This window comes from Streptomyces scabichelini, from assembly GCF_011045015.1.
In the GTDB taxonomy this organism is placed as follows: Bacteria; Actinomycetota; Actinomycetes; order Streptomycetales; family Streptomycetaceae; genus Streptomyces; species Streptomyces scabichelini.
This window is the reverse complement of the sequence record NZ_JAAKZY010000145.1, coordinates 1-25,968: the sequence shown is the minus strand read 5'-3', so window position 1 is coordinate 25,968 and position 25,968 is coordinate 1. Positions and strand designations below refer to the sequence as shown.

The following is a 25,968-nucleotide window of genomic DNA, read 5'->3' as shown; positions in this document are numbered from 1 at the left end:
CTCCGACGCCCTGGCGCGGGTACGGGTCGTGCCGGGCAGCGCCCGCACCCTGCCGGACGGCGTCTATGACCTGGCATCGATGAACTTCGTCGCCGAGAGCGTCACCGAGGACCTGGGTGAATTCGCCGCCCTGTGCCGCGCGTTCATCCGTTCCGTCCGCCCGGGCGGACGGCTTGTCGCCGCCTTCATGGAGAACATGCCCAGCTATCGCATCGCCTCCGGGACGCGCTGGCCGGCCTGCCCGGTGGGGGCGGGCACCGTCCACGACGTCTTCGCCCCGTACACCGAGCGGCTGCGCATCACCCGGGTACCGAAGGACCCCACGCTTCCCGACTACGGAGACACCGGAATGGTGCTGTTGCACGCTGTACGGGGGGATGTCGCCGTCGAGCGGCTGGCTCATGCCAGGAGGCGCCGGTACAGCTCCGCGTAGCGCGAGCTGAACGGCCCGGCAGCGAAGCGCTCCTCGACGGTGCTCCGGCCACGCTCCGCGAGCCTCTCCCACCACCAGGGCCGGTCCAGGAGCTGGAGCAGCAGATGGCCGGCGCGGTGGGTGTCATGGGCGGGGGCACGCAGTACGGCGTCCTTCAGCGGAGCGAACTGGGGAAGGTCGCTCAGTATGACGGGACGTCCCGTCGCGAGCGCCTTCAGGACGGTGAACGGCACGTCCGGCCGGCCGCCCAGCGCTCGCGGAAGGTGCAGCACGATGTCCGAGACCGCCAGCAGCCGCAACAGGTTGTCGACACCGCCGAGCACCTCGGTGGCGTGCAGGCCCTCCTGTGCCGCCCGCGAGCGCAGCGCCCGCTCCAGGCGGCCGACGTTCTGTCCCGGGCGCCCCTGGAGAGCCAGGATCAGCTGGAAGCGGGCTCCTGCGCGGGCGGCGACCGCCGCCGAGCCGATGGCCTCGTACGCACCGCCGTCCGGATCATGATGGCCCGTGGCAAGGACGATCGGTGGATCCCTGACCGACCGGGGCCGCAGTGGCCACTGGTCCAGCTCGATCATGGGGCCGATGACCCGCACCTCGCCGAAACCCGCGGCGCCGAGCGACTGGGCCGTCACCTCGGACAGCGCCACGGTGGGGCCGAGCGGCCGCGACCGCGCGAGCAGCTCCGGGTCGGTGACGCCGGGGACGGTGTGCAGGACCGGCTTTCCATGGATCAGCGGCGGCCACAGCCGGGAGAAGGCGGGGAAGCCGGGACCGATGGTCAGCACGGCGTGCACGAGATCGGCCTCCCGTGCCATCCGGGCGCCGACGACCGCCACTTGGAGACGTTCCGGCAGGCCGGGTGCGCCGTGCCGCGACACGACCGGCACCGAGCGACCGAGCCAGGGGACGGCGTGCCGGTCCCGCCCTCGCCTGAACCACAGGTAGTCCATCTCCGGCATCGCCCGGGCGAGTCCCATGGCCAGCTCGGCCTCGGCTCCGTTGTCGACGTCGAGGGGGCCGTTGGTGAGCAGCAGTACGCGGGGCCTGCGTCCGTCAGTGGCCATGGCGGCCTCCGGCGGATGCGTCCCGGTCGCCCGCTCCGTCCCCTGAGCCGCTCGCTCGGCGGCTGCCGACGGTGCGGGAGGATGCCGTACGGGAACGCCTGCGGCGCGGAGCGGTCCTGGCCGGGCGCAGCGCCACAGGGCGCACCGGGGCGGACGGAACGCGGTCCGAGGCGCGGCGCAGCGGATGAACGCCACGAGGGCGAGCTGATCCGGGATCCGCGGGGCGCCGGGAGCCGGCGGCGACAGGCCTGTCCGTCGCACGCCGCAACGGGTGCGAGACCATCCGTGCCGGGAACCGGCTCGCCAGCGGAGGGGACATCGATACGTCCTGCCGAAGAACTGCCGAAGAACTGAATGCCCTGCCATCCCACCTTTAACACAGCGCCCAGAGCCCAGTCAATGAATATGTTCCCGTTCAATTTCTTACGTCTCGTGCGACGCATTCGAGGGCTCGCAGGCTCTGGAACTAGACTTTGCTTCATGGTCGGGCGAATCGAGGATTACGCCCTCATCGGAGATCTTGAGACGGCGGCTCTGGTCGGCAGAGACGGTGCGATCGACTGGATGTGTCTGCCTCGCTTCGATTCTCCCGCGTGTTTCGCCGCACTGCTCGGCGGTGAGGACAACGGCCGGTGGCGGATCGCCCCGGCCGACCATGCCGGAGCGCGATTCGCCGCCCCGCAGGTGTGCGCCCGCCGGGCCTACCGTGGCGACACGCTGATTCTGGACACGGTCTGGCAGACGGCCCGCGGTGCCGTGCGCGTGACCGACTTCATGCCTCCCCGCCAGGACGTTCCCCGTCTCGTACGGCTGGTGGAAGGGCTGGCGGGCCGCGTCGAGATGTGCGGGGAACTGAGGCTGCGGTTCCTCAACGGCCGTGTCGTGCCATGGACCAGGACCGTGGACGCGCACACGGTGGCCGCGGTCGCCGGACCGGACTCCGTCTTTCTGCGGTACGACGACCATGAGGCGAGTGTCTCCGTCAGCAATGCCTGTACTCGATCGCTGTTCACGCTCTCGGCCGGACAGCGGATGTCTTTCGTCCTCGACTGGAGCCAGTCCCACCTGTCGCCGAATCCGCGCGAGGACACCACCGAACTCCTGGACGAGACACAGGAATTCTGGCAGCAGTGGGCGGCGAAATGCAGTTATCAGGGGCCGTGGCGGGAAGCGGTGATCCGGTCCCTCATCACATTGAAGGCGCTGATTTACGCGCCCACCGGAGGAATGGTGGCCGCCGTCACCTCCTCACTGCCCGAATGCCTCGGCGGAGAACGCAATTGGGATTACCGCTTCTGCTGGCTGCGCGACTCCACCTTCACCCTGTCCTGCCTGCTCCGCACCGGCTATCGCGAGGAAGCCGTCGCCTGGCGGAACTGGCTGGTCCGTGCCGTGGCCGGCGAACCCGACGACCTCCAGCCGCTGTACGGGGTGTCGGGCCAGCGGAGGCTGCCCGAGAAACCCGCCTCCTGGCTCGACGGATACGAGGACTCCCGCCCCGTCCGCTTCGGCAACGCCGCCGCCGACCGACCCCAACTCGACGTCTACGGCGAAGTGCTCAACACCGTGTACTGCGCGGTGCGCGCGGGCGTACCCATCGACCACCGCATGTGGCGCGTCGTCGCCTCACTCATGGACCACGTGGAGCAGCACTGGCGGGAACCCGACGCCGGACTCTGGGAAGTGCGCGGCCCGCCACGGCACTTCGTGCACTCCCGGATCATGTCGTGGGTCGCCGCGGACCGTGCGCTGCGGATGGCGCGGATCGCGGGACTGCGCGGTTCGGCGGAGCGCTGGCGGGTGATGCGCCAGACGATCCACGACGAGGTGTGCCGCGAGGGCTGGGACGCCGAGCAGCGCAGCTTCGTGCAGTCGTACGGCTCCCGTCGGATCGACGCGTCCGCACTGCTGCTCCCCAGGCTCGGCTTTCTCCCGCCGGACGACCCCCGGGTCCGCAGCACGCTGTCGGCCGTGGCCCGCACGCTCGGCCACCACGGCTTCCTGCGGCGCTACGCCGACGGCGGCCCACCCCGAGAGCGCGCCGTGCACGCCGTGCACGCCGTGCATGACGTGCATAACGTGCACGACGTGGACGGCCTGGGCGGCCACGAAGGAGCCTTCCTCGCCTGCTCGTTGTGGCTCGCCGACGCCCTCGCGGCGACCGGCCGCCGCGAGGAGGCGGACGCCGTGTTCGAGCGCGTACTGGACACCCGCAACGACGTCGGCCTGCTCTCGGAGGAGTGGGACCCGGTCGCCCACCGCCAACTCGGCAACACCCCACAGGCGTTCAGCCACGTCGGCCTCGTCAACACCGCCTTCGCCCTGCACGGCACACGCAATGGAGCGCGGCGCAGGCAGATGTCACCGTGAGACCGCAGCCCATGCGAGACCGTCCTCCGTGGCGACCAGGCCACCCGGACGCAGGGGTGCCTCGTCCTCCAGCGGACCGCCGAAGACGCCCCGTTCCTGTAGCACCACGCCTTCCTGGAACACCTCGCGGATCCTGGCGGACTCGAAGAGGGGATTGCGCAGACCGTCGGAGTCCGGGAGCCGGACCACCGCCTGATCGAATGCCGAGGAGGTCGCTGTCAGGCGGGCGTCTGCCTGCCCGGGCCCGGTGAGCGACGCGTCGCCGGACGCCAGACCGCCCACCAGCTCGACGAAGGCCTCCAGTTCCGTGGCGCCGACGTTGGTGACCTTGCGTGCCTTCCAGAAGTACGACCGCTCGTCCTGGTGCATGTCGTAGAAGGAGATCATGAACTCGTAGAACAGGCCGTACTCGCGGCGGTAGCGGGCCTCGAACTCCTCGAAGCAGCGGTCCTCGTCCAAAGCGTCCGGGGTTCCGGCCAGAGCGCTGTTGATGGACCTCGCCGCGAGCAGCGCACCGTACGTGGCGAGGTGCACACCGGAGGACAGGACGGGGTCGACGAAGCAGGCCGCGTCACCGGTCAGCACCATGCCGGGCCGCCACAGCCGGGTCTTCCAGTACGACCAGTCCCTGCGGACCCGGACCTGGTCGTACGGCGCCTCGGTCGCCTGAGGGACCCCGTCGAGGAAGCCCCGCACCTCGGCGCACGAGTCGATCAGACGGCGCCATGCCGCCGCCGGGTCCCGCTGGATCGCCGCGGCGTTCTCCCGGCTCACCACCGCTCCCACGCTCGTCAGGTCGTCCCGCAGCGGGATGTACCAGATCCAGCCCTCGTCGAAGGCGGCGCAGAAGATGTTGCCGTCGTTCGGCGCCGGCAGACGCCTGCCGCCGGCGAAGTAGCCGAACACCGCGATGTTCCGGAAGAAGTCGGAGTACGTCCGCTTCCCGCCGACGTGCTGGTGGATCCTGCTGCCGTTGCCGGAGGCGTCCACGACGTACCGGGCCCTCGCCTCGCGTGTCCCGCCGTCCGGGGCGGTCCAGCTCACGCCCCGGACCCGCTCCTCGTCGGCGAGCACGGTCGTGACGCGGCAGCCCTCCCGTACGTCCACGCCCACCCGGCGGGCGTTGTCCAGGAGGATCGCGTCGAACCGGGACCGCTCGACCTGGTAGGCGAACGAGGTCGGGTCGGCAAGGCGGGGCGACAGCGCGAAGGAGAACTGCCAAGGGTCCCGGTTCCGCCCCCAGCGGAAGGTGCCGCCGCGCTTGAGCTTGAAACCCGCCCGTGCCATCTCGTCCTCGACGCCCAGGATGCGGCACACGCCGTGCACGGTGGAGGGGAGCAGCGACTCCCCGATCTGGTACCTGGGGAACGTGTGCTGCTCGACGAGGAGGACACGATGGCCCCGCATGGCGACGGCCGCCGAGACCGTCGCCCCGGCCGGACCGCCTCCGACGACGATGACGTCGTACTCCTCGTACGCCTTGAACTCCTCCATGTTCTTGTCGCCTTGCTCCGAGAGGTTCACCGGTCTCCTTTCGCCGTGCGTGAGTCGATCCAGGTACGGAGGGCCGACGCCGTGGTCCCGGCATGCTCCTGCATCATCGTCAGGTGGTCGCCGGGCACGTCCACGCAGTCGTGCGGCAACGGCCAGGACGTCCGCCAGGTCCCGTTCCGCCCGTCCGGAGAGGCGGCCATGGCCGGGGTGGGCTCCGTCGCGCGGATCAGGAGCGTGGGGGAGTCGACCGGCTCGGGCTCCCAGCCGAGGAAGATGCGGTTGTAGGCGCCCATCGCGGCCAGCGCGCCGTCGTCCCCGGCGAGGGCGGACTGCCCGAGGTCCTGGACCGCGGCGGCGGCCAGTGAGACCAGCCACTCCTTGTCGCTGTTGTCCTCGTTGATGTGGTACGTGTCGATCAGGACGAGGCCGGCGGGAGCGATGCCGGTGCTCTCCAGGTGGTGGGTCAGGGCGTGGGCGACGTTCCCGCCCGCGCACCGTCCCACGATGACGAAGGGCTCGTCCCCGACCTGCCGCACCACGGTCTCGGCATGCGTGCGGGCCAGGGTTTCGCGGTCCTCCGGCACCGCGGTGCCCGTAGCGATGCCGGGGTGCGGGAGTTCCAGGACGTCCAGGTCGCCCTGGAAATGGCGGTGGAAACGAGGGAAGCGTCCGCCTTCCGACGGGGGCGACGGGTGGTAGGCCGGGAGGTAGACGATCGTCGGGCGGCTGGAATTACCGCTTCCGTCGGCGCGGCGGATCGGGGGCAGCGCGTGATCGCGGCATGCCGCGGCACCGTACGTCGGCAGCGCATAGGAAGCGGTGACCAGCATGTGCATCGCCGCCGCCGGGTGACCGCTCTCGCCGACCTTCCGGAACAGCGAGGAGAGGGTGTGCACGGGCCGTTCCGGCTCAGGTGCGGGCAGCGAATCGTCCAGCAGGCCGAGCAGATGCCGGGCCAGTCCGTCCGCCGTGGGGTGCTCGAACACCGTGGCGGCGGACAGCCTGAGCCGCAGCGCCATGCTGAGTCGATTGCGGACCTGAACCGCCGTCAGGGAGTCGAAACCCAGGTCCGCGAAGGTCTTCCCGGTCGGCAGCGCGGCGGCATCGGGGTAGCCGAGCACCGCGGCCACGTCACCGCGCAGCAACTCCGCGAGCGCCCCCTCCCGTTCGCCGGCGGGCAGCCCGGCCAGCAGCTTCCGCCACGCACCCGGTTCCAGCATCTGCTGCCCGGGGCTGGAACCGGAACCGGAACCGGATCCGCCTGCTGTCGGCCGTCCCGGGCGCACAAGCCCTCGCAGCAGTGGTGGGAGGCGGTCTCCGGCGGACCGGAGGGCCGCCGCGTCCAGCAGGATCGGGGCCAGTACGGGCTCCCTCTCGCCCAGCGCCGCGTCGAACAGTGCCAGTCCCTGCTCCGGGGAGAGCGCCCGGAGGCCGTCACGGGAGGTCGAGGACTGTCCGCTGTCCGCGTTCTCCCTGAGCTGTGCGGCCATGCCGCCGTCGTGCTCCCACAGCCCCCATGCCAGGGAGACCGCGGGCAGTCCGAGTGCGGTGCGATGGCGGGCGAGTGCGTCCAGGAAGGAGTTCGCCGCCGCGTAGTTGCCCTGCCCTGCCCGGCCCAGCAGGCCCGACGCCGAGGAGAACAGGACGAACGCCGACAGGTCCAGCTCCCGGGTCAGTTCGTGGAGGTTCCAGGCCGCGTCCGCCTTCGGCCGCAGCACCGCCGCCATTCGCTCGGGGGTCAGCGCGGCCAGTACGCCGTCGTCGAGCACGCCCGCGGCGTGCACCACGGCGGTCAGCGGGGGCTCGCAGCTCTTGATCACCTCGGCCAGCGCGGAGCGGTCGGCCGCGTCGCAGGCGACGATCCGGACCTCGGCTCCCAATTCCTCCAGTACGGTGCGCAGTTCGTTGGCGCCGGGTGCCTGCGGGCCGCGACGTCCGGCCAGCAGCAGATGCCGTACGCCGTGCGCGGTGACCAGGTGCCGGGCCACCTCCGCGCCCAGTGCCCCGGTGCCTCCCGTGATCAGTACGGTGCCGTCCGGGCGGAACGAGCCGCTTCCGCTCTCCCCGGCCTGCGTGGCCGCCCCGACCAGCCGGGGCACCGTCATCCGCCCCGCCCGTACGGACAGTTGGGGTTCGCCGGTTGCCACCGCCGCGGGGAGCAGTCGCAGGGACTCGGGCCGGCCGTCCACATCGACCAGGACGACGCGACCGGGCAGCTCCGACTGCGCCGTACGCACCAGTCCCCAGACAGCGGCGCCCGCCAAGTCCGGCACCGGTGCTGTGGCGTCCCGCGTCACCACCACCATCCGTGATCCCGCGGTCCGCGGATCGTCCTGCCAGTTCTGCAGCGCCTGAAGCACCCTGCCGGTCAGGAGGTGCACGGCGGAGAGCGGATCGGAGTCCGCCGCCGTGTCGAGTGCTGTACTGAGTGCCGTACCGAGTGCGGGGCCGAGTGCCGTGACGGCCACGACGTCCGGTTCGGCCGTCGTGGGGGCTGCGACGGCAGGGAGGAACTCGCCGAGGTTCAGCTCGTCGGGGCCAAGGACCGTCCAGACGCCGTTGTCCGAGGCGGGGGCCGGGTCCGGGTCCGTGTCCGCGGGCGGCTCGACGGCGACCCAGTCCGGGCGCAGCAGGGCGTGTCGGATCGCGTCGTCCGCCAAGTCACCCTGCCCTGCGGGGAGTTCGCGGGTGGACAGCGAGTCGATCCGCGCCACCGGGCGGCCTTCCGGGTCCGCGAGCGTCAGTGTGACCGTGCCCGTGCCCGCCGCCCCGGCGGGAGCCACCCGTACGCGCAGCTCCGAGGCTCCGGCGGCGTGCAGACGTACCCCGTTCCACGCGAACGGCACCCGGACCGCACCGCGTTCGGGGCCGGCGAGCAGGACGGTGTGCAGTGCCGCGTCCAGCAGCGCCGGGTGGATCCCGAAGCGGTGGGCGTCCGCCGCTGCCGGCTCGGGCAGCCGTACCTCCGCGAAGAGTTCGTCGCCGCGCCGCCACAGGGCCCGTACGCCCCGGAAGGCGGGCCCGTAGGCGAAACCGTCGTCCGCCAGGGTGTCGTACGCGTCGGCGAGGTCCACCTCGGCGGCGTCCCGCGGCGGCCATGTCGTCAGGCCGGTCTCCGTCTCCTGGGGCGCCGCCCGGCCCACCACTCCCGTGACATGCCGGGTCCAGGCGGCCTCCACGACGTCTGCCGCTCCTGCCGCTTCTGCCGCGGATTCCTTGGGCCGGGAGTAGATGTCGACCGGGCGCCGGCCGGAGTCGTCCGCCGGCCCCACGACGACCTGGACGCGTACCCCCGCGGCGGCGGGCAGAGCGAGCGGCGACAGGACCACGAGTTCGTCCAGCGCGTCGCAGCCGACCGCATCACCCGCCCGGACGGCCATCTCCACGAACACCGTCGCGGGTACGAGGACGGTCCCGGCGATCACATGGCCGGCGAGCCAGGGATGGGTCGAGGTGGACAGTAGCCCGGAGAGCACGGTCCGGTCGGCGCCCGGCACCGCGAACGCCGGGCCAAGCAACTCGGCACCGACCGTTGCCTCGGGCGTGTGCGGTGCGTCGAGCCAGTACCGCTGCCGCTGGAAGGCGTACGTCGGCAGGTCCACCCTCCGGGCCCCGGTATCCGCGTACACCGTCGGCCAGTCGACCTTCACCCCGCGTACGTGCAGCCGGGCGACGGCGGACAGCAGCGTCTCCGTTTCCCGCTCACCGCCCCGGGTGGCCGCCGCGCACTCCCCGGCTACATCACCGTCCGTGGCGGTCAGACACTCCTCGGCCATCGTCGTGAGCACGGGACCGGGCCCAAGTTCGAGGAAGGCGGAGACCCCCTGGTCGCCGAGCCACCGCACAGTGTCGGCGAACCGAACCGGCAGGCGGGCGTGCCGCACCCAGTACTCGGGGGAGCACAGTTCCTCGGCGTCGGCCTGCCGGCCTGTCACGGCCGAGACCACCGGGATCCGCGGCGGCCGGAAGGCCAGCCCTTCGGCGACCCGGCGGAACGCGTCGAGCATCGGCTCCACCAAGGGCGAGTGGAAGGCGTGGCCGACGCGCAGGCGTACGGTCCTGCGGCCGCGTGCCTCGAACCCGGCGGCGACGGCGAGTACCGCGTTCTCCTCGCCGGAGATCACCACCGAGTCAGGCCCGTTCACGGAGGCGATCGCCACCTGGTCCCCGACGTCCGCCAACGCGGGGAGGACCTCCTCCTCGGCCACGTGCAGGGCCACCATCGCCCCACCCTCGGGCAGCGCCTGCATCAGCCGGCCGCGGGCGGCGACGAGCGCCGCGGCGTCAGCCAGGTCCAGGACTCCGGCGACGTGGGCCGCCGCCAGTTCCCCCACGGAGTGTCCGGCCAGGAAGTCGGCCCGCATCCCCCAGGACTCCAGCAGGCGGAACAGCGCCACCTCGAAGGCGAACAGACCGGCCTGAGTGAAGTCCGTACGGTCGAGCAGGGCGGCCTCGGGCGAATCCTGCTCGGCGAACATCACCGTGCGCAGGGGGCGTTCGAGACGGTCGTCCAGCTCTCGGCAGATGTCGTCGAAGGCCGTGGCGAAGACGGGGAACGATGCGTACAACTCCCGGCCCATACAGGCGCGTTGAGCGCCCTGGCCCGTGAACAGGAACGCCGTACGGATCCCCGCATCCGCAATGCCGGTCACCGCGCCGCCGCCACCCGTGCCCCTGCCGAGTGCCCGCAGCGCCTCCAGCATCCGTGCCCGGTCCCCGGGCGGCACCGTCGCCCGGTGGGACAGTGCGGACCTCGACGTGGCCAGGGTGAACCCGATGTCGGCGGACGCGAGGTCCGGCCGGGTCTCCACTGCGGCTGCCAGCCGTCGTGCCTGGGCACGCAGGGCGGCTTCGTCGGCTGCGGAAACCAGCCAGGGCACCGCAACGTCGTACGGCACCCCCTTCTCCAAGGTCTCCGAGGTCTTCGAGATCTTCGAGGTCTCGGAGGGCTCCGGGGTCTTCGAGGTCCCGGAGGGCTCTGAGGCATCCGGGGCCTCCGAGGCCGGTTCGTCGGCCAGCGGCGGGGGCTCCTCCAAGATCACGTGCGCGTTGGTCCCGCCGATCCCGAAGGCCGAGACGCCGGCGCGCCGCGGTCGGCCCGCCGACGGCCACGGCCGGGCCGAGGTGAGCAGTTCCACCCGGCCGGAGGACCAGTCGGCATGCGGTGTGGGCGTCTCCACGTGCAGCGTCCGGGGCAGCTCCTCGTGCCGCATGGCCTGCACCATCTTGATGATTCCGGCGACTCCGGCGGCGGCCTGGGTGTGCCCGAGGTTGGACTTGACCGATCCCAGCCACAGCGGCGGCTGCTGTTCGGTCCGTCCTTGGCCGTAGGTGGCCAGCAGTGCCTGCGCTTCGAGGGGGTCGCCGAGCGTGGTGCCCGTGCCGTGCGCCTCCACCGCGTCCACGTCGCTCGCGCGGAGCCCGGCATCGGCCAGCGCCTGCGTGATCAGCCGCTGCTGTGCCTGCCCGTTGGGCGCCGTCAGCCCGTTGGACGCGCCGTCGGAGTTGACCGCGGAACCGCGCAGCACGGCCAGCACCGGGTGACCGTTGCGCCGGGCGTCGGACAGCCGCTCCAGCAGCACAAGGCCCGCGCCCTCACCCCAGGCGGTACCGTCCGCCGAGGACGAGAAGGACTTGCAGCGGCCGTCGGGGGACAGACCGCGCTGCCTGCTGAAGACGCGGAACGGATTCGGCGTCGACATCACGGTGACTCCGCCGGCCAGGGCCAGCGAGCACTCGCCCGAACGCAGCGCCCTGGCCGCCCAGTGCAGCGCCACCAGCGAGGAGGAGCACGCGGTGTCGACCGTGATCGCGGGCCCGCGCAGGCCGTATGCATAGGAGATCCGGCCGGAGGCCACACTGCCCGCGGAGCCGAGGCCCAGATGCGCCTCCAACTCGTGGGGGCGGGTGAAACGGGCGGAGTGGTCGCCGTACATCACGCCGACGAACACCCCCGTGTCGCTCTCGCTCAGCGACGCCGGGTCGATTCCGGCCCGCTCCCAGACCTCCCAGGACGTCTCGAGCAGCAGCCGCTGCTGCGGGTCCATGGTGAGCGCCTCACGGGGCGAGATCCCGAACAGGCCCGCGTCGAACTCCGCGGCCCGGTGCAGGAATCCGCCGCTGCGGGTGTACGACGTACCGATCCGGTCCGGATCGGGGTCGTACAGGGCGGCCAGGTCCCAGCCCCGGTCGGCCGGGAACTCCGAGATCGCGTCCCTGCCTTCCGACACCAACTGCCACAGTTCCTCGGGGGATTGGACGTCGCCTGGATAGCGGCAGCCCATGGCGACGATCACCACCGGGTCCTCGTCGTACGGCCCGGGGGACTGGAAGGCCGGGGCGTGCCCCCTGGTCCTGGTCTCCGGGGAGAAGAGGGCGGTACGCAGGTACCGGGCCACGTCGGCCGGTGTGGGGTGGTCGAAGAGCAGCGTCGCCGGCAGCCGCAGTCCGGCGTGTGCGCCCAGCCGGTCGACCAGCGTGACGGCGCCCATGGACGTCAGCCCGAGATCGGTGAAGGGGCTGTCCGCGTCGAGCCGGTCGTGCGGTTCGTGTCCGCAGACCGCGGCCGTCTCGGTGAGTACGGTCTCGCGCAGCGCCCGTTCCTGCGCCTCGCGTGAGAGAGACAGGAGCCGCTCGCGCAGGGATCCGTCGGCCGGGACCGTCGTCGTGGCAGCAGTGGAGGCAGTGGAGGCAACGGAAGCAGGGGCGAAGCGGACGTCGGGTGCGGGCCGGGCGAGCCCTGGGACGACGGCGTGCCGGGCGATCTTTCCGGACGCCGTGCGCGGGACGGCGGCGATCTCGTGGATCTCCGCGGGAACCTTGTGGTCGGACAGCCGGGTGCGGCAGTCGGCCAGCACCCGCTGGGGGTCGATCCCGTCCGGACCCGGCACGACGAAGGCCGCCGGCACCTCGCCGAGGACGTCGTGCGGCACGCCCACCACCACGGCGTCGGTCACGCCGGGGCAGCGCAGCAGGACCTCCTCGACCTCCGTGGGATGGATGTTCTCGCCACCACGGATGATCAGTTCGCTGAGCCGGCCGGTGAGGACGAGATGCCCGTGCTCGACACGGCGGCCGAGGTCCCCGGTGCGGTACCAGCCGTCCTTCAGGGCGGCGGCCGTGGCTTCGGGCTGGTTGTGGTACCCGGTCATGAGGCTCGGCCCGCGCACCCAGATCTCGCCCTCGGCTCCTTCCCTGACATCGTTGCCGGTGCCCGGATCGACAACCCGTACGTCCATGCCAGGGACCGGTGGCCCGCAGGAACCCTCGACTCTCGGCCCCTCCGGCCGGTTCACCGCGATCATGCCGCAGGTCTCGGTGCTGCCGTACGCGTCGAGCAGCGGTGCCCCCAGCGCTTCCTCGACCGCTCGGCGCAACGACGGGGAACTCGGCGCGCCCGCCACGACGCACATCCGCAACCCTGTCGTGGAGGACGGGGTCTCTGGTGTCTCTGGTGTCTCCGGGGCTTTCGGTGCCTCCTCGGCCGACGACACCAGCAGGTGGTAGGTCGCGGGCACACCGGCCAGGACGGTGAAGGGACCGCCGAGGTTGCCGGGGCCATCGTGCGCTGCGTGAAGCTCCCGCAACAGGCCGCCGGGCGGCAGGAGTTCGTCGGCGATCCTGGCGCTCGCGCCCACGGCGGTGACACCCAGGATCGCGAGGGAGTGGCCGAAGCTGTGGAACAGCGGCAGTGGCCAGAGCAGCCGGTCCTCGGGCGAGAGCCCGAAGACCGGGGCGTAGCAGGCCGCCACCGACCACAGCGCACTGCGTTGCGTGGACAGCACTCCCTTGGGCCGGTGGGTGGTGCCGGAGGTGTAGAGCATCCAGGCCGGGTCGTCCAGCCCGAGGTCGTCCCGTGGCGCCTCGCCGGGCTCGCCGGGCTCGTCGGCCTCGGCCGCGCTCCGGAAGAGGACCGTGCCGTCGGGGGCGTCCGCGGGGACCGGTTCCGTACCGGTGAGCAGGACGCGCAGTCGACGGTACGAGGGACCCAGGCGCCGCAACTGTGCGAGGTGGGCGGAGTCGGTGACGACGACGGAAGCGCCGCTGTCCTGGAGGAAATGGGCGAGCTCGGTGTCGGAGGACCGGGGATCGAGGGGGACGCCGATCGCCCCCGCCCTGACGGTGGCGAGGCAACTCTCCACCATCTCCACGCAGTTGCCCAGGCAGAACGCGACCCGGTCGCCGCGGCCGACGCCCGTCCGGGCGAGATGCGCGGCCAGCCTGCCGGTGCGCCGCTCCAGCTCGGCGTAGGTGACGCTGCGTAAGGAGTCGGCAAAGGCGACACGTTCCGCCGATTGCTCGGCGTGCGTCTTCAACAACTCCGGCAGCGGCCGGATCAGCTCGTCGTGCCTCATGTCCATGCCTCTCGATTGCCGTTCAATCGCCTTGGCGTACACCGGTGTTGAGCGTACGTGGACGTGGGGATCGGGGAAGCGGATGGAACACGTCGGCGTTCCGACGAGGCGTGCGGTCCAGGCGCAGGCTGGAGCCGCAGTCGCCGACCGCCGGGTCGTCCGCGCCGCCGCCCAACGGGTGACGTGTGCGTCAGGGACCTGATCGCGCGCCGATCCGGTGACCGGTGACCGTCGAACACAGCGGTGGCGGATAATCGCGGCATGCGAATCTCGGCGAAGGCGGACTATGCGGTACGGGCTGCGTTGGAGCTGGCTGCGGCAGGTGGCGACACGTCGGTCAAGGCCGAGGCGATCGCCGCGGCGCAGGGCATCCCGCACAAGTTCCTGGAGGGCATCCTCGGTGACCTGCGCCGAGGCGGGCTCGTGGTCAGTCAGCGGGGCGGGAAAGGCGGATACCGGCTGGCCCGCCCGGCGGACTCGATCGCCATCGCGGACGTGATCCGGGTGGCGGACGGACCACTGGTGTCGGTACGGGGCGTGCGCCCGCCCGAGCTCTCCTACTCCGGCCCCGCGGAATCCCTGCTGCCGCTGTGGATCGCGGTACGGGCCAACGTCCGGAAGATCCTGGGCGAGGTCACCCTGGCCGATGTCGCCGCGGCCAAGCTGCCCGACGAGGTCCTGGGCCTTGCCGAGGACCCTGCGGCCTGGACGAATCCCTAGCCGACGCCCCCCACCGGTTCCGCTCGACGTCCGTTGCACAGACGCCACGAGGCTGTCATACGGGAGCTGGACGAGACGCGCGGTGCCGACTTCCACGCTGAGCTGCTGACCGCCACCACCCCGCTGCCGGCGACGGTGCCCGGCGAGCCGAACCGCTCGTGCCGTGGCTAGTGGCCGACAAACAGCCGGAGTTGGGGAGTGACGAACACTCGCTCCATACTGCCTGCCAGGTCCGCGCGATCGTCGGACAGGAAACCGCCTGGCCCTGCGGCGTTCACCCGTCGGCGGCTGCGCCCGAGTCACTTCGACATGGCGGCACCCATTGCAGCGCTCAAGTTCGCGATCTCGGCAATGACATCACCCGGGTCCCTGTCCGGGACCCACGGGAGTACCGCGATCTCGTCCGCTCCCGCCGCACGGGCCGCGTCCGCGTACGTCTGGAACGCCTCGGGTGCGGTGTAGGTGAAGCCGTGGATGCGGCGCACGTGTGCGGGGTCGCGGCCCACGGCCGCGCAGGCATTCTCGAGCCGCCCGACCGTCGGGGAGATCTCTTCCGCGGGCAGCATCCAGCTGATCCATCCGTCGCCGTGCCGGGCTGCGCGACGCAGGGCAGGTGGGCTCTGGCCACCGACGAGGACGGGCGGCCGTGGCTGCTGGACGGGCTTGGGCAGTGCCACGACATCACTGAAGGAGATGAACTCTCCTTCGTAGGCGGCGAGTTCGTCCTTCCAGATGCGGGTCATCGCGGCGATGTACTCGTCCGCGCGAGCGCCTCTGCGCTCGTACGGAACTCCTAGGGCGGCGTACTCCTCCGGGGACCAGCCGAGGCCGACGCCGACGTCGACCCGCCCTGCGGACAGGTGGTCGAGGGCCACGATCTGTTTGGCCAGGAGCAACGGATTGCGCTGGGGCAGGATCAGGACGTTGGTGCCCAGTCGTAGGCGGGTGGTGGTGCCGGCCGCGGCGGCGAGTCCGAACAGCGGGTCGTACCATCCCTGTCGAGGGCCGAGCGGGGGAAGGCCGTCCGAGCTGTAGGGGTAGTTAGGGGCGTACCGCTCGAAGAGCACGATGTGGTCCGGGAGCCACAGGTGAGCGAAGCCCATACTCTCGATCCGCCTGGCGGTCTCTCCGGCGTCCGCCAGCGTGTTTCCCGGTTGTCCGTCGAACAGCAGAATGATCCCGACGTCCATGGCTGCTTCTCCTTGTCTCGCGATGTGCCGTCTTTCCGCGCGATGTGTCCTCGCTGCCCATCGGTCTGTTGGCGTGGGGCGCCTCACTGCGCCAGATAGCCGCCGTCGATCGGATGGACGCTTCCGGTGATGTAGGCCGCGGCGTCCGAGACGAGGAAGGCCACCAGCGACGCGACCTCCTCGGGGCGGGCCACGCGCTTGATCGGCTGGGCGGCGACCGCCCCTTCCACCAGCCCCATGGCAGGCTTGATCATCGGTGTGTCCACGGGACCGGGCGCGACCGCCACGACACGGACGCCGGCTGCCGCGTACTCCAGGGCGGCGGCGCGCGTGAGGCCGATGATCGCGTGCTTGCTCGCCGTGTAGGCCGACATCGTGGGGAAGCCCGCCTCGCCGGCGATCGAGGAGATGTTGACGATGGCCCCGCTCGCGGCCGCCGCCATCACCGGAAGTTCCGCCCGCATGCAGTGGAACACACCCATGATGTTCACTTCGAAGACCCGGCGGCACTCCGCGGCCGGGGCTTCGGCGAGTGGCGCGAGCGGCCCGAGGATCCCGGCCGCGTTGACGGCGATGTGCAGGCCGCCCTCGATGGCCGTCATGGAGTCGACCAACGACCCGACCGTGCCAAGGTGCGATACGTCGACGTGTACGCCCCGGGCCTTGCCGCCCGCGGCCTTGATCTTCTCGGCGGTGCGGTGGGCCGCCGCCTCGTCGGCGTCGGCGATGACGACCGCGGCGCCGAGCTCGGCCAGGTGCGTCGCGCAGGCCGCTCCGATGCCGGAGCCGCCGCCGGTGACCAGGGCCACCCTGTGGTCGAAGTCGGTGGTGTTCATCTCAGCCCGTGCCTTCCTGTTGGTGCCTGTCGGGTTCGTGCTTGTCGGTTCGGTGCTTGTCGGTGTTCGGGACGACCGCCGTGGACCTGTCCTCGACGCGCGGGGTGGGAATCATGGGGAGCCGGCCCGGGTGGATCACGACGGTGTTGCCCGGGCGGAGGTTGTGGCCGGTGGCGGGGCGCAGTTTCCAGCGGGACACGATGTGGGCTGTCGCCAGGGTGAGTTCGGTCCAGGCGAACCCGTCTCCGATGCACTGCCGGCTGCCTGCGCCGAAGGGGATGAAGGCATGCCGCAGAGTTTCCGTCTGCGGGAGCGGCCAGCGGTCCGGATCGAAGCGCAGTGGGTCCGGGTAGAGCACGGGATCGCGGTGCAGTGTCGCCGGACTGAACACCACGTCAGTGCCGGCGGGAAGCGTGGCATCGCCGAGTGCGACGGGGGCGGTGGAGCGGCGCATCACCAGCCACAGCGGGTGGTACAGACGCAACACCTCGCACACGACCCGCCGGGTGTACCGGAGTTCGGGCAGCTTCGCGGCCTGGAGGGGGTGGTCTCCGGCTGCCGCGCGAACCTCCGCGTACACGCGCTGGTCCACCTCCGGATGGCGGCCCAGGACATGGCAGATCCAGGCGAGCGTGCTGTTGGTGGTCTCCATGCCGGCGATCAGCAGGTTGATCACCTCGTCGCGGATCTCCTCGTCCGTCATGGCGTCGCCGGTGTCCGCGTCACGGGCCGACAGGAGCATGGAGAGCAGATCGCCGTGGTCGGTGCCGGCCTCGCGGTAGGCGGCGATCATCTCCTCCACCACGGCGCGCAACCGTGCGGCGGCCGTGTTGAAGCGGCGGATGGCGGGGGTGGGGATGCTGTCCATGAACGGGGGCGAGAGGGTGCGCCTGGTCAGCCCCTGATTGAAGGCAGGCAGTGAGCGGTGCATCTCCTCCGCCGCGCGCTCGCCGGCCCGGGAGGCGAACAGCGTGCCGGCAAGGACGTCGACGACCAGGTTCTGCATCTCGATGTCGACGCGCACGGTGCGGTCGGGCCGCCAGTCGGCGATGCGCTCGTCCACGCACCGGAGCATGAGATCGCCGTAGCGGGTGATCCGCTCCCGGTGGAACGCGGGCTGTACGAGGCGCCGTTGGCGCCGGTGGTGAGCGTGGGTGGAGGTGACCAGGCCGTTGCCCAGGAAGGGCCGCATCTTGTCGAAGATCAGGCCCTTCTCGAACTTGCGTGCCTCGGTGACGAGTACGCGGTGGATCAGCTCGGGTGAGTTCACGACACAGACCGGGTGCGTACCGAGCCGGATCCAGACGAGATCTCCCTGGGCACGCAGGGACTGGATGAACGCCATGCGCTTGACCATGAGGGGCAGCAGGTGCCCGAGGACCGGCATGCCGCCCGCGCCGGTGGGCGCAGCGGCGGAGGGAGAGTGGGTGATCACGGTGTACTCCTTGGTGGGACGGGATGGACTCCTCTCGTCGCCTCCCTCGCTCGCCCCAAGTGCGTTGGCCTGGAGAGCTGGGCGACTACATGGGGGGAGACCAGGGCCCTCGGCGTGTCGAGCATGTGCATCGTGCGGGCGAAGCGCAGGAACAGATCTGTGTGATGGGGCAGCCGTGCGGTCAGGGCGGTGAGATAGCCGGTGGCGAGACGGCTCGCGAACGGTGCGCGCTCGGCGGCCCAGGCCCGGTCGGCGGAGGTGTTGAGCAGCCAGGGGCCGCGCACGAGGCGGGCAGCGCCCTGCTGGAACGCCGGTCCCAGATGCGCCGGCCGGCCCGTCTCGGCGTACCGGTCGAGCAGTGTGCTCAGCAGTGCTGCCTGCAGGGCGGCCACGGTCATGCCCTGCCCGTAGACCGGATTGAGGGCACACACGGAGTCGCCGAGCGCGATCACGTGGCCGGGCCAGTGGTCGACGCGGTGGTAGCGGTGCAGACGGTTGGCGGTGGCCCGGGTGCGATGGATGGGGGTGAGGGGGGTGCCCTCGTCGATGATTCCGGCGAGGTCCGGGTTGCGCAGGCCGACGGCGTAGGCGCGAAAGCCGGCCTCGTCGGCGGGGGGTGTGTTTCCGGCCGCGCCGATCAGGCCGAGCAGCCAATGGCACGGCCCGACGCGTGCGACGACGCCGCCGCGCGGGGCAGCGGGGGCCAGGGTGGGCTCGTACGAAGCCAGCCAGTCGCGGGGCGGGGCCGCATCGAGCGCATACAGCCGGGAGGCGTAGGTGATGCGGCCGTCCACCACCGACATGGGCGGGCAGCGCAGCCCTGCCAGGTCCAGCCACTGCGGAAGCCGACTGCCGCGCCCGGTGGCGTCGATGACGAGGTCCGCGAGGATGCGCTCCGGCTCCTTGCCGGGTGATTGGGGACCTCGACGGCGGACCACGACCTCGGCGGTCTGCCCGTCGCGGCCGACGATCAGCCCGTCGGCCTGTGTCCCGTCGCGCAGCACGACAGCCGACAGCGCGGTCACGCGCCGGCGCAGCAGTCCCTCCAGTGTGGTGCGTGCCAGAAGCTGGACATCGATGCCTAAGGCCTCGCGCGGCGCCCATCCGCTGGGGAAGAGAGTCCTGGTGCCGGTGCCGAAGTCCGTCACCGGGCAGCCGGCACCCAGGAGTTGGGACCGCAGGCCGGGAAACAGCGCCTCCAGGATCTCGGCTCCCCGGGCCAGCAGCCCGTGCGGGTGATGGGCTTGCGGGGTGCCCGGGCGGTGCGGCTCGTCCCCGAGCAGGTCGCGCTCCACGATGGTGACCTGGCGGAAGTGGTCCGCTGTCACGCGGGCGGCGAGCAGCCCCGCGTATCCGCCGCCGAGCACCACGGCATGTTCCCAGGAGACGGTTCGGGCCATGGAGTCCTCCAGAGTCCTCCGTACGCTGTTCAGCAGGCGGGGGAGCGTCGGCCGCAGCGCGCGACGTGGCGGTCAGAAAGTCGTACCGAAGTGGGCGGGAAGGCTCTGTGGGGAGATCCCCGGCAGCAAGGACAACAGGATCTGGATCAGCATGTAGAGCAGGACCGCTCCGTTCATGAAGGCGGTGACGGCGAGGGCACGCGCCCAGGACCGGCGGGTGTCCGGCAGCTGCTCCATGCCACGCTCCACCAGGCTGCTGCCGCCGGTGAGGTGCTGATGGCGCAGGATCGACGGGAGCAGGACGACCAGGGCCGTCACCGGTGCTTCGTAGAGGGGCCATTGGTACCAGCGGCCGCTGAACAGCGTCAGCTCGGGGATCGCGTGCCCCCACACCCCGACGGCGAGCAGCGGATAGATCTGGGTGAGTGGCGCCACCGCGGCATACGAGATCAGATACGACGCTCCGTACAGACGCGCCTCGGACCACTGCGGGTGACGGGCGCGAATCCGCCGCATCAGCCGGCTGATCAGGATCACCGCGGCGTAGAAGGCCCCGTACATGGGCAGGAGCGGAAGCCACAGCCAGGTGACGGTGTGCGGATCGCTGCCCTGCCAGCCGGGCAGATACGGCCCCCAAGAGGCGGCAGGGGTCAGGGCGTACGCGTTCTGCACGAAGACCGGCCGCAGGTAGTTCTGTACCGGGTCGAGCCACGTGGCCAGGAGAAAACCGATGATGCCGGCCGTGTCGAAGGACAGTCGCCTCTCGGCACGGCACTGGCGCCATGCCATCCGGATCAGCAGCGCGAGGACGGCGAGGCACAGGGCCGAGAACAGGCCTTGCAGGACCAACGCCGTCGCCGGGGCGGCGGGGCGCGGTCCGCCTGTCAGGCGGTACCCGCGGTCCGCCAACCAGCGGACGAGCAGGGCCAGTTGCGCCGCCAGGCACAGCGTGCCCGCTGCGGCCCAGACGTGTACCGGGCGCACCATGCGGACGGCGGACCTGCGCTGGGCGCGGGCTGTGCGCTGGGTGTGTCCGCTCACAGCCGCCACCACCCTCGCACCGCCGGGATCGGCAGTGGGTCGGGGCTGTCGTCGGTCGGGACGGTGGTGAACTCGCTGGGCAGATCGGCGGGATCGGCCGGGTTGATGTAGCGGTCCGAGCTGATACCCCAGTCCTGGTTGCCACGGATGAAGGCGGCAAGGTCTCGCGCATAGCGGTGCTGATGGTGGGTCAACTCCGACGCGTGGTCGCGGCCGATGCGCAGGAAGTGGGCGGTGGCACGATCGCGGTGGGCGATGACCTGGGACAGCGCACCGCTCGGGCTGCCCGGTCCGGTGGCGTGCACGACCCGGACGGCGTTCATGACGAAGTGCGGTCCGCGGCCCTCCTTGTGGAAGGAGAAGATGTCGTTGTCCCAGCCGATGATGAAGAAGGCCATCTCGGCGAGAGCCTCGACGACGGGATGGTGGCGCTCGCGCGGATGCAACTGATAGCCGCGGGCGATCTCCAGGAACGGTTCGGCAGCCGTGGCCGCCCCGTTGTACATCCGGATGAGCGCATAGTCGTTGAGACCCGGCTGGGTGCCGTGACTGCGGTGATGGGCCTCCCAGATCAGCGAGAAGAAGTAGGCGCGGGTGCCTTCGACCCAGCGGGCCAACTGGTAGGCGCTTGCGTGCTCGGCCAACCGCCGCTGCAGATCGCGCAGACCCTCGGCCAGCGGGTCTCCGCTCAGCATCGGAGCCGACGGCTGCTGCGCGACGCGCAGCAGCCGGGAGAGCGAAGCGGACAGTTCACCGGGCCGGTGCCCGAGCGGGCCCTCCTCGCACATCCCGTCGTCCACGCCGAAGAGCCAGATGATGAAGTCGGCCAGGATCTGGACGACGTCCTCGTCGCCGTCGGGCAGCACGCGGGCGGCGAAGGTGCCGATGTCATGGCGGACGAGGTGGGAGCGCAGTTGCGGCGAGCCGATGTTCCACTGGTGGGCCCATACGCTGCTGCGTTCCTGGATCCGGTCGTGGGAGCGGTGGATGGCGGGCAGGAACGGCGAATAGATCGGTGGGATGGAGAGGGTGTCCTTCACGGCGGTCATGTCGGTCCTTCGGCAGGGGGGTTGGAACCGGCCTGGCGGGTACGCCTCGCTCCCGGCGCGAGACGTTGTGGCGGGCCGGCGGATGCCGCGAGTTCCCGCGGCAGGGCGAACCGTTGGTGTTCTTCGGCGGCCGTGATCGTCTCGACGTCCTCGTAGCCGCGCTGGGCGAGCCAGTCCAGGACGCCGTGCACGAGGATCTCGGGGACGGAGGCGCCGGAGGTGACGCCGACCGTGCCGACGCCCTCCAGCCAGGTCTCGTCGATCTCCTCGGGTTGGTCGACCAGGTGGGCTTCGCGGGCGCCGGCGCCCAGCGCCACCTCGACGAGGCGGACTGAGTTCGAGGAGTTCTCGGAACCGACGACGATGACGAGGTCGGCCTCGGCGCCCAGCTGCTTCACCGCGGTCTGGCGGTTCTGGGTGGCGTAGCAGATGTCGTCGCCGGGCGGCGAGAGGAGGTTGGGGAAACGGCTCTTGAGGGCGTCCACGGTCTCCGTGGTCTCGTCGACCGAGAGCGTGGTCTGGGAGAGCCAGACGACCTTGTCGGGGTCGCGTACCTCGACGTTCCGCGCGTCCTCGGGGCCGTCGACGAGGGTGATGTGATCGGGCGCCTCGCCGCTCGTGCCGATGACCTCTTCGTGGCCTTCGTGGCCGATCAGGAGGATGTCGTAGTCCTCCTTGGCGAACCGCACGGCTTCCTTGTGGACCTTGGTGACCAGCGGGCAGGTCGCGTCGATGATGGCGAGCTTGCCGCGCTCGGCCTCTTCGTGGACGACGGGGGCGACGCCGTGTGCCGAGAAGATGACGATGTTGCCCTCGGGTACCTCTTCGGTCTCGTCGACGAAGATCGCGCCCTTCTTCTCCAGGGTCTTCACGACGTACTTGTTGTGCACGATCTCGTGGCGTACGTAGACGGGCGCGCCGTACAGTTCCAGGGCCCTGTTCACGGTGGCGATCGCCCGGTCCACCCCGGCGCAGACTCCGCGCGGGGCGGCGAGCAGAACACGCCGCTTGCGGCCGGTCATGAGGTGCGCTCCGTGGTCCGGGCCGCGATGCGGCGCAGGGTGACGGCCACAGCGGGCGGGATCGCGGTGTCCTCCAGCACGGCCAGGGCCTGCTCGTGCCGTGCGGCGATCATGATTTCCACGGTGGTACGGGCACCGGTGGCCTGAAGGACGTTCCGGATGCGGGCGGCGCCTGCTTCGTCGAGGGCCGGGCTGCCCACCAGGCCTGTCAGGAGCGCCCGTTGGCCGGGGGTGGCGCGCTGGGCGGCCAGGGCGAGCAGGGCGGTGCGCTTGCCCTCCCGCAGATCGTCGAGGACGGGCTTGCCGGTCCGCCTTGGATCGCCGAAGACGCCCAGCAGATCGTCGCGGAGCTGGAAAGCCTCACCCAGCGGCAACGCGAGAGAGGACAGGGTGTCCAGGAGGCGAGGGCCTGCTCCGGCGAGAACGGCGCCGATGTGCAGGGGGCGTTCGATGGTGTACTTCGCGGTTTTGTAGCGGATCACCCGCAGGGCGGCGTCCACGTCGGTGGCGGGGGCGAGGGGGGCCAGCAGGTCCAGGTACTGACCGTAGATGACCTCGTCCCGCATCTCCTGGAGCACTTTGTGGAGGGCGGCGCGGCGGGCGTACGGGTGGTTGGCGGTGTGCAGGAGTTCTTCGGACCAGGCCAGGGCCATGTCGCCGGTCAGGATCGCGCCGCAGGTCCCCCACCAGGCGGCGTCAGGGCTGTCCGGTGCCGGGTGCCCGGACGCGAGGGCGCGGTGGACAGTGGGCCGTCCGCGGCGGGTGGCGGAGCGGTCCACGATGTCGTCGTGGATCAGGCAGAAGGCGTGGAACAGTTCCAGCGCCGCCGCCGTCCGTACGACAGGGGTGGTGTTGCGCCGGCCGCCCGCGGCGCGCCAGCCGATGACGCACAGCAGCGGGCGCAGCCGTTTCCCTCCGGCCAGCAGGAAATCCCGCAGCGCACGAGGGATGTCATCGGGCAGCCCCTGGGCCGCGGCGGTGGCGGCCTTGGCGTCCAGGAAGCCTCGCAGTACGTCGTCGACGCAGGCTTGTACGGCGGCCAGGTCCATGGGCTCGGCTGCCGGGGAGGTCACGGTCACCGTGCTTCACCTGCCTGCGAGGAGTCGGCTGCCTGCGAGGAGTCGGGGTGTGCCGTCAGCCGCAGAGCCTCCTCGACGAGGGCCGCGACGATATGGGCCTCGGGGACGGTGCGCAGGACCTGTCCGCGGACGAAGATCTGGCCCTTGCCGTTGCCGCAGGAGACGCCGAGGTCGGCTTCGCGGGATTCGCCGGGGCCGTTGACGACGCAGCCCATGACGGCGACGCGCAAGGGGTGGGGGAAACCGTCGAATGCGGCTTCGACTTGGCTTGCGAGGCGGTGGATGTCGACTTGGAGGCGGCCGCAGCCGGGGCAGGAGACGATCTCCAGCTTCCGCGGGCGCAGGCCGAGGGACTGCAGGATGTGGTTGCCGGCTTTGACCTGCTCGACGGGTGGCGCGGACAGGGAGACGCGGATGGTGTCCCCGATCCCTTCGGACAGGAGGATGCCGAAGGCGACGGCGGACTTGATGGCTCCCTGGAAGGCCGGGCCCGCCTCGGTGACGCCGAGATGCAGCGGGTAGTCGCAGCGTTCGGCCAAGAGGCGGTTGGCGGCGATCATGGTGAGCGGGTCGTGGTGCTTGATCGCGATCTTCATGTCGGTGAAGCCGTGCTCCTCGAACAGCGAGCACTCCCACAGCGCGGACTCCACCAGGGCCTCGGGGGTCGCAGATCCGTACTTGGCGACCAAGCGTGGATCGAGCGATCCGGCGTTGACCCCGATCCGGATCGGCACCGCGGCCGCCGTCGCGGCCTTCGCGATCTCACCGACCTTGTCGTCGAATTTCCTGATGTTTCCCGGGTTGACTCGCACAGCGGCGCATCCGGCGTCGAGGGCGGCGAAGACGTAGCGCGGCTGGAAGTGGATGTCCGCGATCACCGGGATCGGGGACCTCTTCGTGATGGCGGGCAGGGAATCGGCATCGTCCTGGGAGGGGACGGCGACACGCACGATGTCGCATCCGGCGGCGGTGATCTCGGCGATCTGCTGCAGGGTGGCGTCGACGTCGGCGGTGTTGGTGGTGGTCATGGTCTGGACGGAGACCGGTGCGCCGCCGCCGACGGGGACATCGCCGACACGGATTCGCCGGGTGCGGCGGCGCACCGGAGTGATGGGGGGAGGGGCGGGGATTCCGAGATCGATGGCCGGCATGTCAGACCTCCTGCGCCTGGTATGCGGGGGTGGGCTGGTGCAGGTGCTCCTGGGTGTGGTGGCGTGCCCAGGCGTCGGCGGCGCGTACGGCGTCGAGGGTGAGCTCGTGGTCGGAGACCGGATGGTGGTGGTTCAGGGCGTGTTCGATGGCCGCGGTGATGGCGGGGAAGGGGACAGAACCGTTGAGGAACGCGGCGACAGCCTCTTCGTTGGCGGCGTTGAACACGGCCGGGGCGGTGCCGCCGAGGAGGCCTGCGTGCCGGGCCAGGGCGAGGGCGGGGAACCGCGCCTCGTCGACGGGCTCGAAGGTCCAGGTGTGCGCCCCGGTCCAGTCCAGGGGCGGGATGACGGCGGGTGGCGGCCGGTGGGGCCAGGCGAGAGCAGCGGCGATGGGCAGCCGCATGTCCGGCGGAGCCGCCTGGGCCAGCGTGGAGCCGTCGGCGTACTCGGCCATCGAATGGACCGCGGACTGAGGGTGGATGACGGCCGTGATGCGGTCATGGCCGAGGCCGAACAGCATCTGGGCCTCGATGGTCTCCAGCCCCTTGTTGACCAGAGTCGCGGAGTTCACGGTGGCGAGAGGACCCATCCGCCAGGTCGGATGCTCAAGAGCCTGCGCCGGAGTGACGGCCGCCAGCTGCGCGGGGGTGTGGTGGAGGAACGGGCCGCCGCTGCACGTCAGGACCAGGCGCCGCAGGCCGGGCACGGGGCAGCCGTACGCCCAGCCGGGAAGGCACTGCATGATCGCGCTGTGTTCGGAATCCACCGGCACAAGCTGCCCGGGCCCCGCCACCCGCCGTATCAACTCGCCGCCGGTGACCAGGGATTCCTTGTTCGCCGGCGCCACACGGCGGCCGGCCTCCAAAGCAGTCAGCGTGGCCGGCAGGCCCGCGGCACCGGGGAGCGCGTTCAGCACGATGTCGCACGGCCACGCGGCCGCCGCCGCCAACCCCTCCGTGCCCGCAAGCACCCTGGGCACAGGACGCCGGGGCCTGTCCGTCTCCCGCGCGAGCGAGGCAAGAGCGGCAGTGACGTCCGCGGCGGCACCGGGGTCGGAGACGGCCACGAGCTGTGCCCCGGTCAGCAGGGCCTGACGGGCCAGCACACCGGGGCGGCCACCGCCTGCGGCGAGCGCGACCGCGCGGAAGCGGTCCGGGAAGGCTGTGATGATGTCGAGTGCCTGTGAGCCGACCGAGCCGGTCGATCCCAGGACCACTACTGCCCGCATGCGCCCATATCCGCCGTCTGCCGCAGTCGTCGGGCCGGTTGCTGTCGTCAGGGTGCCGTCCTGGCGCAGCGTGGACCGGGCGCAACGGCCGGGCGGGTACGGGAG

General features: G+C 71.2%; 15 protein-coding genes and 1 pseudogene. 3 read left to right on the top strand and 13 right to left on the bottom strand.

Going from position 1 to position 25,968, the window contains the following annotated elements; translation table 11 throughout:
• Positions 1–433, top strand: a pseudogene (locus tag G5C60_RS34350) (hypothetical protein); the annotation flags it as partial.
• Here G5C60_RS34350 and G5C60_RS34345 read toward each other — a convergent pair.
• The gene (locus tag G5C60_RS34345) at positions 400–1,494 is read right to left on the bottom strand and encodes a glycosyltransferase family 4 protein (protein WP_165265106.1); all 1,095 of its coding nucleotides are present in this window, start codon (positions 1,492–1,494) and stop codon (positions 400–402) included. The pseudogene G5C60_RS34350 and the gene G5C60_RS34345 overlap by 34 nt on opposite strands.
• A 480-nt stretch (positions 1,495–1,974) precedes the next feature.
• Here G5C60_RS34345 and G5C60_RS34340 point away from each other — a divergent pair, with 480 nt between their 5' ends.
• Positions 1,975–3,864, top strand: coding sequence for a glycoside hydrolase family 15 protein (locus G5C60_RS34340; RefSeq protein ID WP_165265104.1), 1,890 nt, complete (start codon positions 1,975–1,977; stop codon positions 3,862–3,864).
• On the opposite strand, the gene G5C60_RS34335 is transcribed toward G5C60_RS34340, so the two are convergent.
• Both G5C60_RS34335 and G5C60_RS34330 read right to left on the bottom strand, forming a co-directional pair.
• Positions 3,856–5,358 (bottom strand): tryptophan 7-halogenase, encoded by a 1,503-nt coding sequence (locus tag G5C60_RS34335; RefSeq protein ID WP_165265112.1) that lies wholly within the window; start codon positions 5,356–5,358, stop codon positions 3,856–3,858. The genes G5C60_RS34340 and G5C60_RS34335 overlap by 9 nt on opposite strands.
• Before the next feature lie 26 nt (positions 5,359–5,384).
• A complete protein-coding gene (locus G5C60_RS34330) occupies positions 5,385–13,712 on the bottom strand; it encodes a type I polyketide synthase (protein ID WP_165265110.1) in 8,328 nt (2,775 codons plus the stop codon).
• A 261-nt stretch (positions 13,713–13,973) separates the two neighbouring features.
• Between G5C60_RS34330 and G5C60_RS34325 the strand changes: the two genes are divergently transcribed.
• Positions 13,974–14,432, top strand: a complete 459-nt coding sequence (locus tag G5C60_RS34325) for an RrF2 family transcriptional regulator (protein WP_165265102.1) — start codon at positions 13,974–13,976, stop codon at positions 14,430–14,432.
• A 299-nt stretch (positions 14,433–14,731) separates the two neighbouring features.
• On the opposite strand, the gene G5C60_RS34320 is transcribed toward G5C60_RS34325, so the two are convergent.
• The 10 genes from G5C60_RS34320 to dxr all read right to left on the bottom strand — a co-directional run.
• Complete coding sequence (locus G5C60_RS34320; protein WP_165265100.1) at positions 14,732–15,622, bottom strand: LLM class F420-dependent oxidoreductase; 891 nt, start codon at positions 15,620–15,622, stop codon at positions 14,732–14,734.
• Between the two features lie 83 nt (positions 15,623–15,705).
• Entirely contained in the window at positions 15,706–16,458 is a 753-nt protein-coding gene (locus G5C60_RS34315) for an SDR family NAD(P)-dependent oxidoreductase (RefSeq protein WP_165265098.1), read from the bottom strand.
• 1 nt (position 16,459) lies between these two features.
• A complete protein-coding gene (locus tag G5C60_RS34310; RefSeq protein WP_165265096.1) occupies positions 16,460–17,893 on the bottom strand; it encodes a cytochrome P450 in 1,434 nt (477 codons plus the stop codon).
• Positions 17,890–19,293 carry an FAD-dependent oxidoreductase gene (locus tag G5C60_RS34305; RefSeq protein WP_206440338.1) on the bottom strand — a complete coding sequence of 468 codons (1,404 nt, stop codon included), beginning with the start codon at positions 19,291–19,293 and terminating at the stop codon, positions 17,890–17,892. Before G5C60_RS34305 ends, G5C60_RS34310 begins: the two co-directional genes overlap by 4 nt.
• A 72-nt stretch (positions 19,294–19,365) precedes the next feature.
• Positions 19,366–20,334: a spirocyclase AveC family protein gene (locus G5C60_RS34300; protein ID WP_165265094.1), complete on the bottom strand. Its 969-nt coding sequence runs from the start codon at positions 20,332–20,334 to the stop codon at positions 19,366–19,368.
• Complete coding sequence (locus tag G5C60_RS34295) at positions 20,331–21,383, bottom strand: selina-4(15),7(11)-diene synthase (RefSeq protein ID WP_165265092.1); 1,053 nt, start codon at positions 21,381–21,383, stop codon at positions 20,331–20,333. The genes G5C60_RS34300 and G5C60_RS34295 overlap by 4 nt, the downstream gene beginning before the upstream one ends.
• The gene (locus G5C60_RS34290; RefSeq protein ID WP_165265090.1) at positions 21,380–22,405 is read right to left on the bottom strand and encodes a 4-hydroxy-3-methylbut-2-enyl diphosphate reductase; all 1,026 of its coding nucleotides are present in this window, start codon (positions 22,403–22,405) and stop codon (positions 21,380–21,382) included. Before G5C60_RS34290 ends, G5C60_RS34295 begins: the two co-directional genes overlap by 4 nt.
• The gene (locus G5C60_RS34285) at positions 22,402–23,484 is read right to left on the bottom strand and encodes a polyprenyl synthetase family protein (RefSeq protein ID WP_338146015.1); all 1,083 of its coding nucleotides are present in this window, start codon (positions 23,482–23,484) and stop codon (positions 22,402–22,404) included. The genes G5C60_RS34290 and G5C60_RS34285 overlap by 4 nt, the downstream gene beginning before the upstream one ends.
• Positions 23,481–24,635, bottom strand: a complete 1,155-nt coding sequence (gene ispG / locus G5C60_RS34280) for a flavodoxin-dependent (E)-4-hydroxy-3-methylbut-2-enyl-diphosphate synthase (protein ID WP_165265088.1) — start codon at positions 24,633–24,635, stop codon at positions 23,481–23,483. Before ispG ends, G5C60_RS34285 begins: the two co-directional genes overlap by 4 nt.
• Position 24,636: 1 nt before the next feature.
• The coding region (gene dxr, locus G5C60_RS34275; protein ID WP_338146014.1) for a 1-deoxy-D-xylulose-5-phosphate reductoisomerase at positions 24,637–25,968 on the bottom strand (1,332 nt) is incomplete at its 5' end.

Coding starts and splice junctions, on each gene's coding strand:
- G5C60_RS34345 (WP_165265106.1), bottom strand. CDS start 1,494: ATGGCCACTGACGGACGCAGGCCCCGCGTACTGCTGCTCACCAACGGC.
- G5C60_RS34340 (WP_165265104.1), top strand. CDS start 1,975: ATGGTCGGGCGAATCGAGGATTACGCCCTCATCGGAGATCTTGAGACG.
- G5C60_RS34335 (WP_165265112.1), bottom strand. CDS start 5,358: ATGGAGGAGTTCAAGGCGTACGAGGAGTACGACGTCATCGTCGTCGGA.
- G5C60_RS34330 (WP_165265110.1), bottom strand. CDS start 13,712: ATGAGGCACGACGAGCTGATCCGGCCGCTGCCGGAGTTGTTGAAGACG.
- G5C60_RS34325 (WP_165265102.1), top strand. CDS start 13,974: ATGCGAATCTCGGCGAAGGCGGACTATGCGGTACGGGCTGCGTTGGAG.
- G5C60_RS34320 (WP_165265100.1), bottom strand. CDS start 15,622: ATGGACGTCGGGATCATTCTGCTGTTCGACGGACAACCGGGAAACACG.
- G5C60_RS34315 (WP_165265098.1), bottom strand. CDS start 16,458: ATGAACACCACCGACTTCGACCACAGGGTGGCCCTGGTCACCGGCGGC.
- G5C60_RS34305 (WP_206440338.1), bottom strand. CDS start 19,293: ATGGCCCGAACCGTCTCCTGGGAACATGCCGTGGTGCTCGGCGGCGGA.
- G5C60_RS34295 (WP_165265092.1), bottom strand. CDS start 21,383: ATGACCGCCGTGAAGGACACCCTCTCCATCCCACCGATCTATTCGCCG.
- G5C60_RS34290 (WP_165265090.1), bottom strand. CDS start 22,405: ATGACCGGCCGCAAGCGGCGTGTTCTGCTCGCCGCCCCGCGCGGAGTC.
- ispG (WP_165265088.1), bottom strand. CDS start 24,635: ATGCCGGCCATCGATCTCGGAATCCCCGCCCCTCCCCCCATCACTCCG.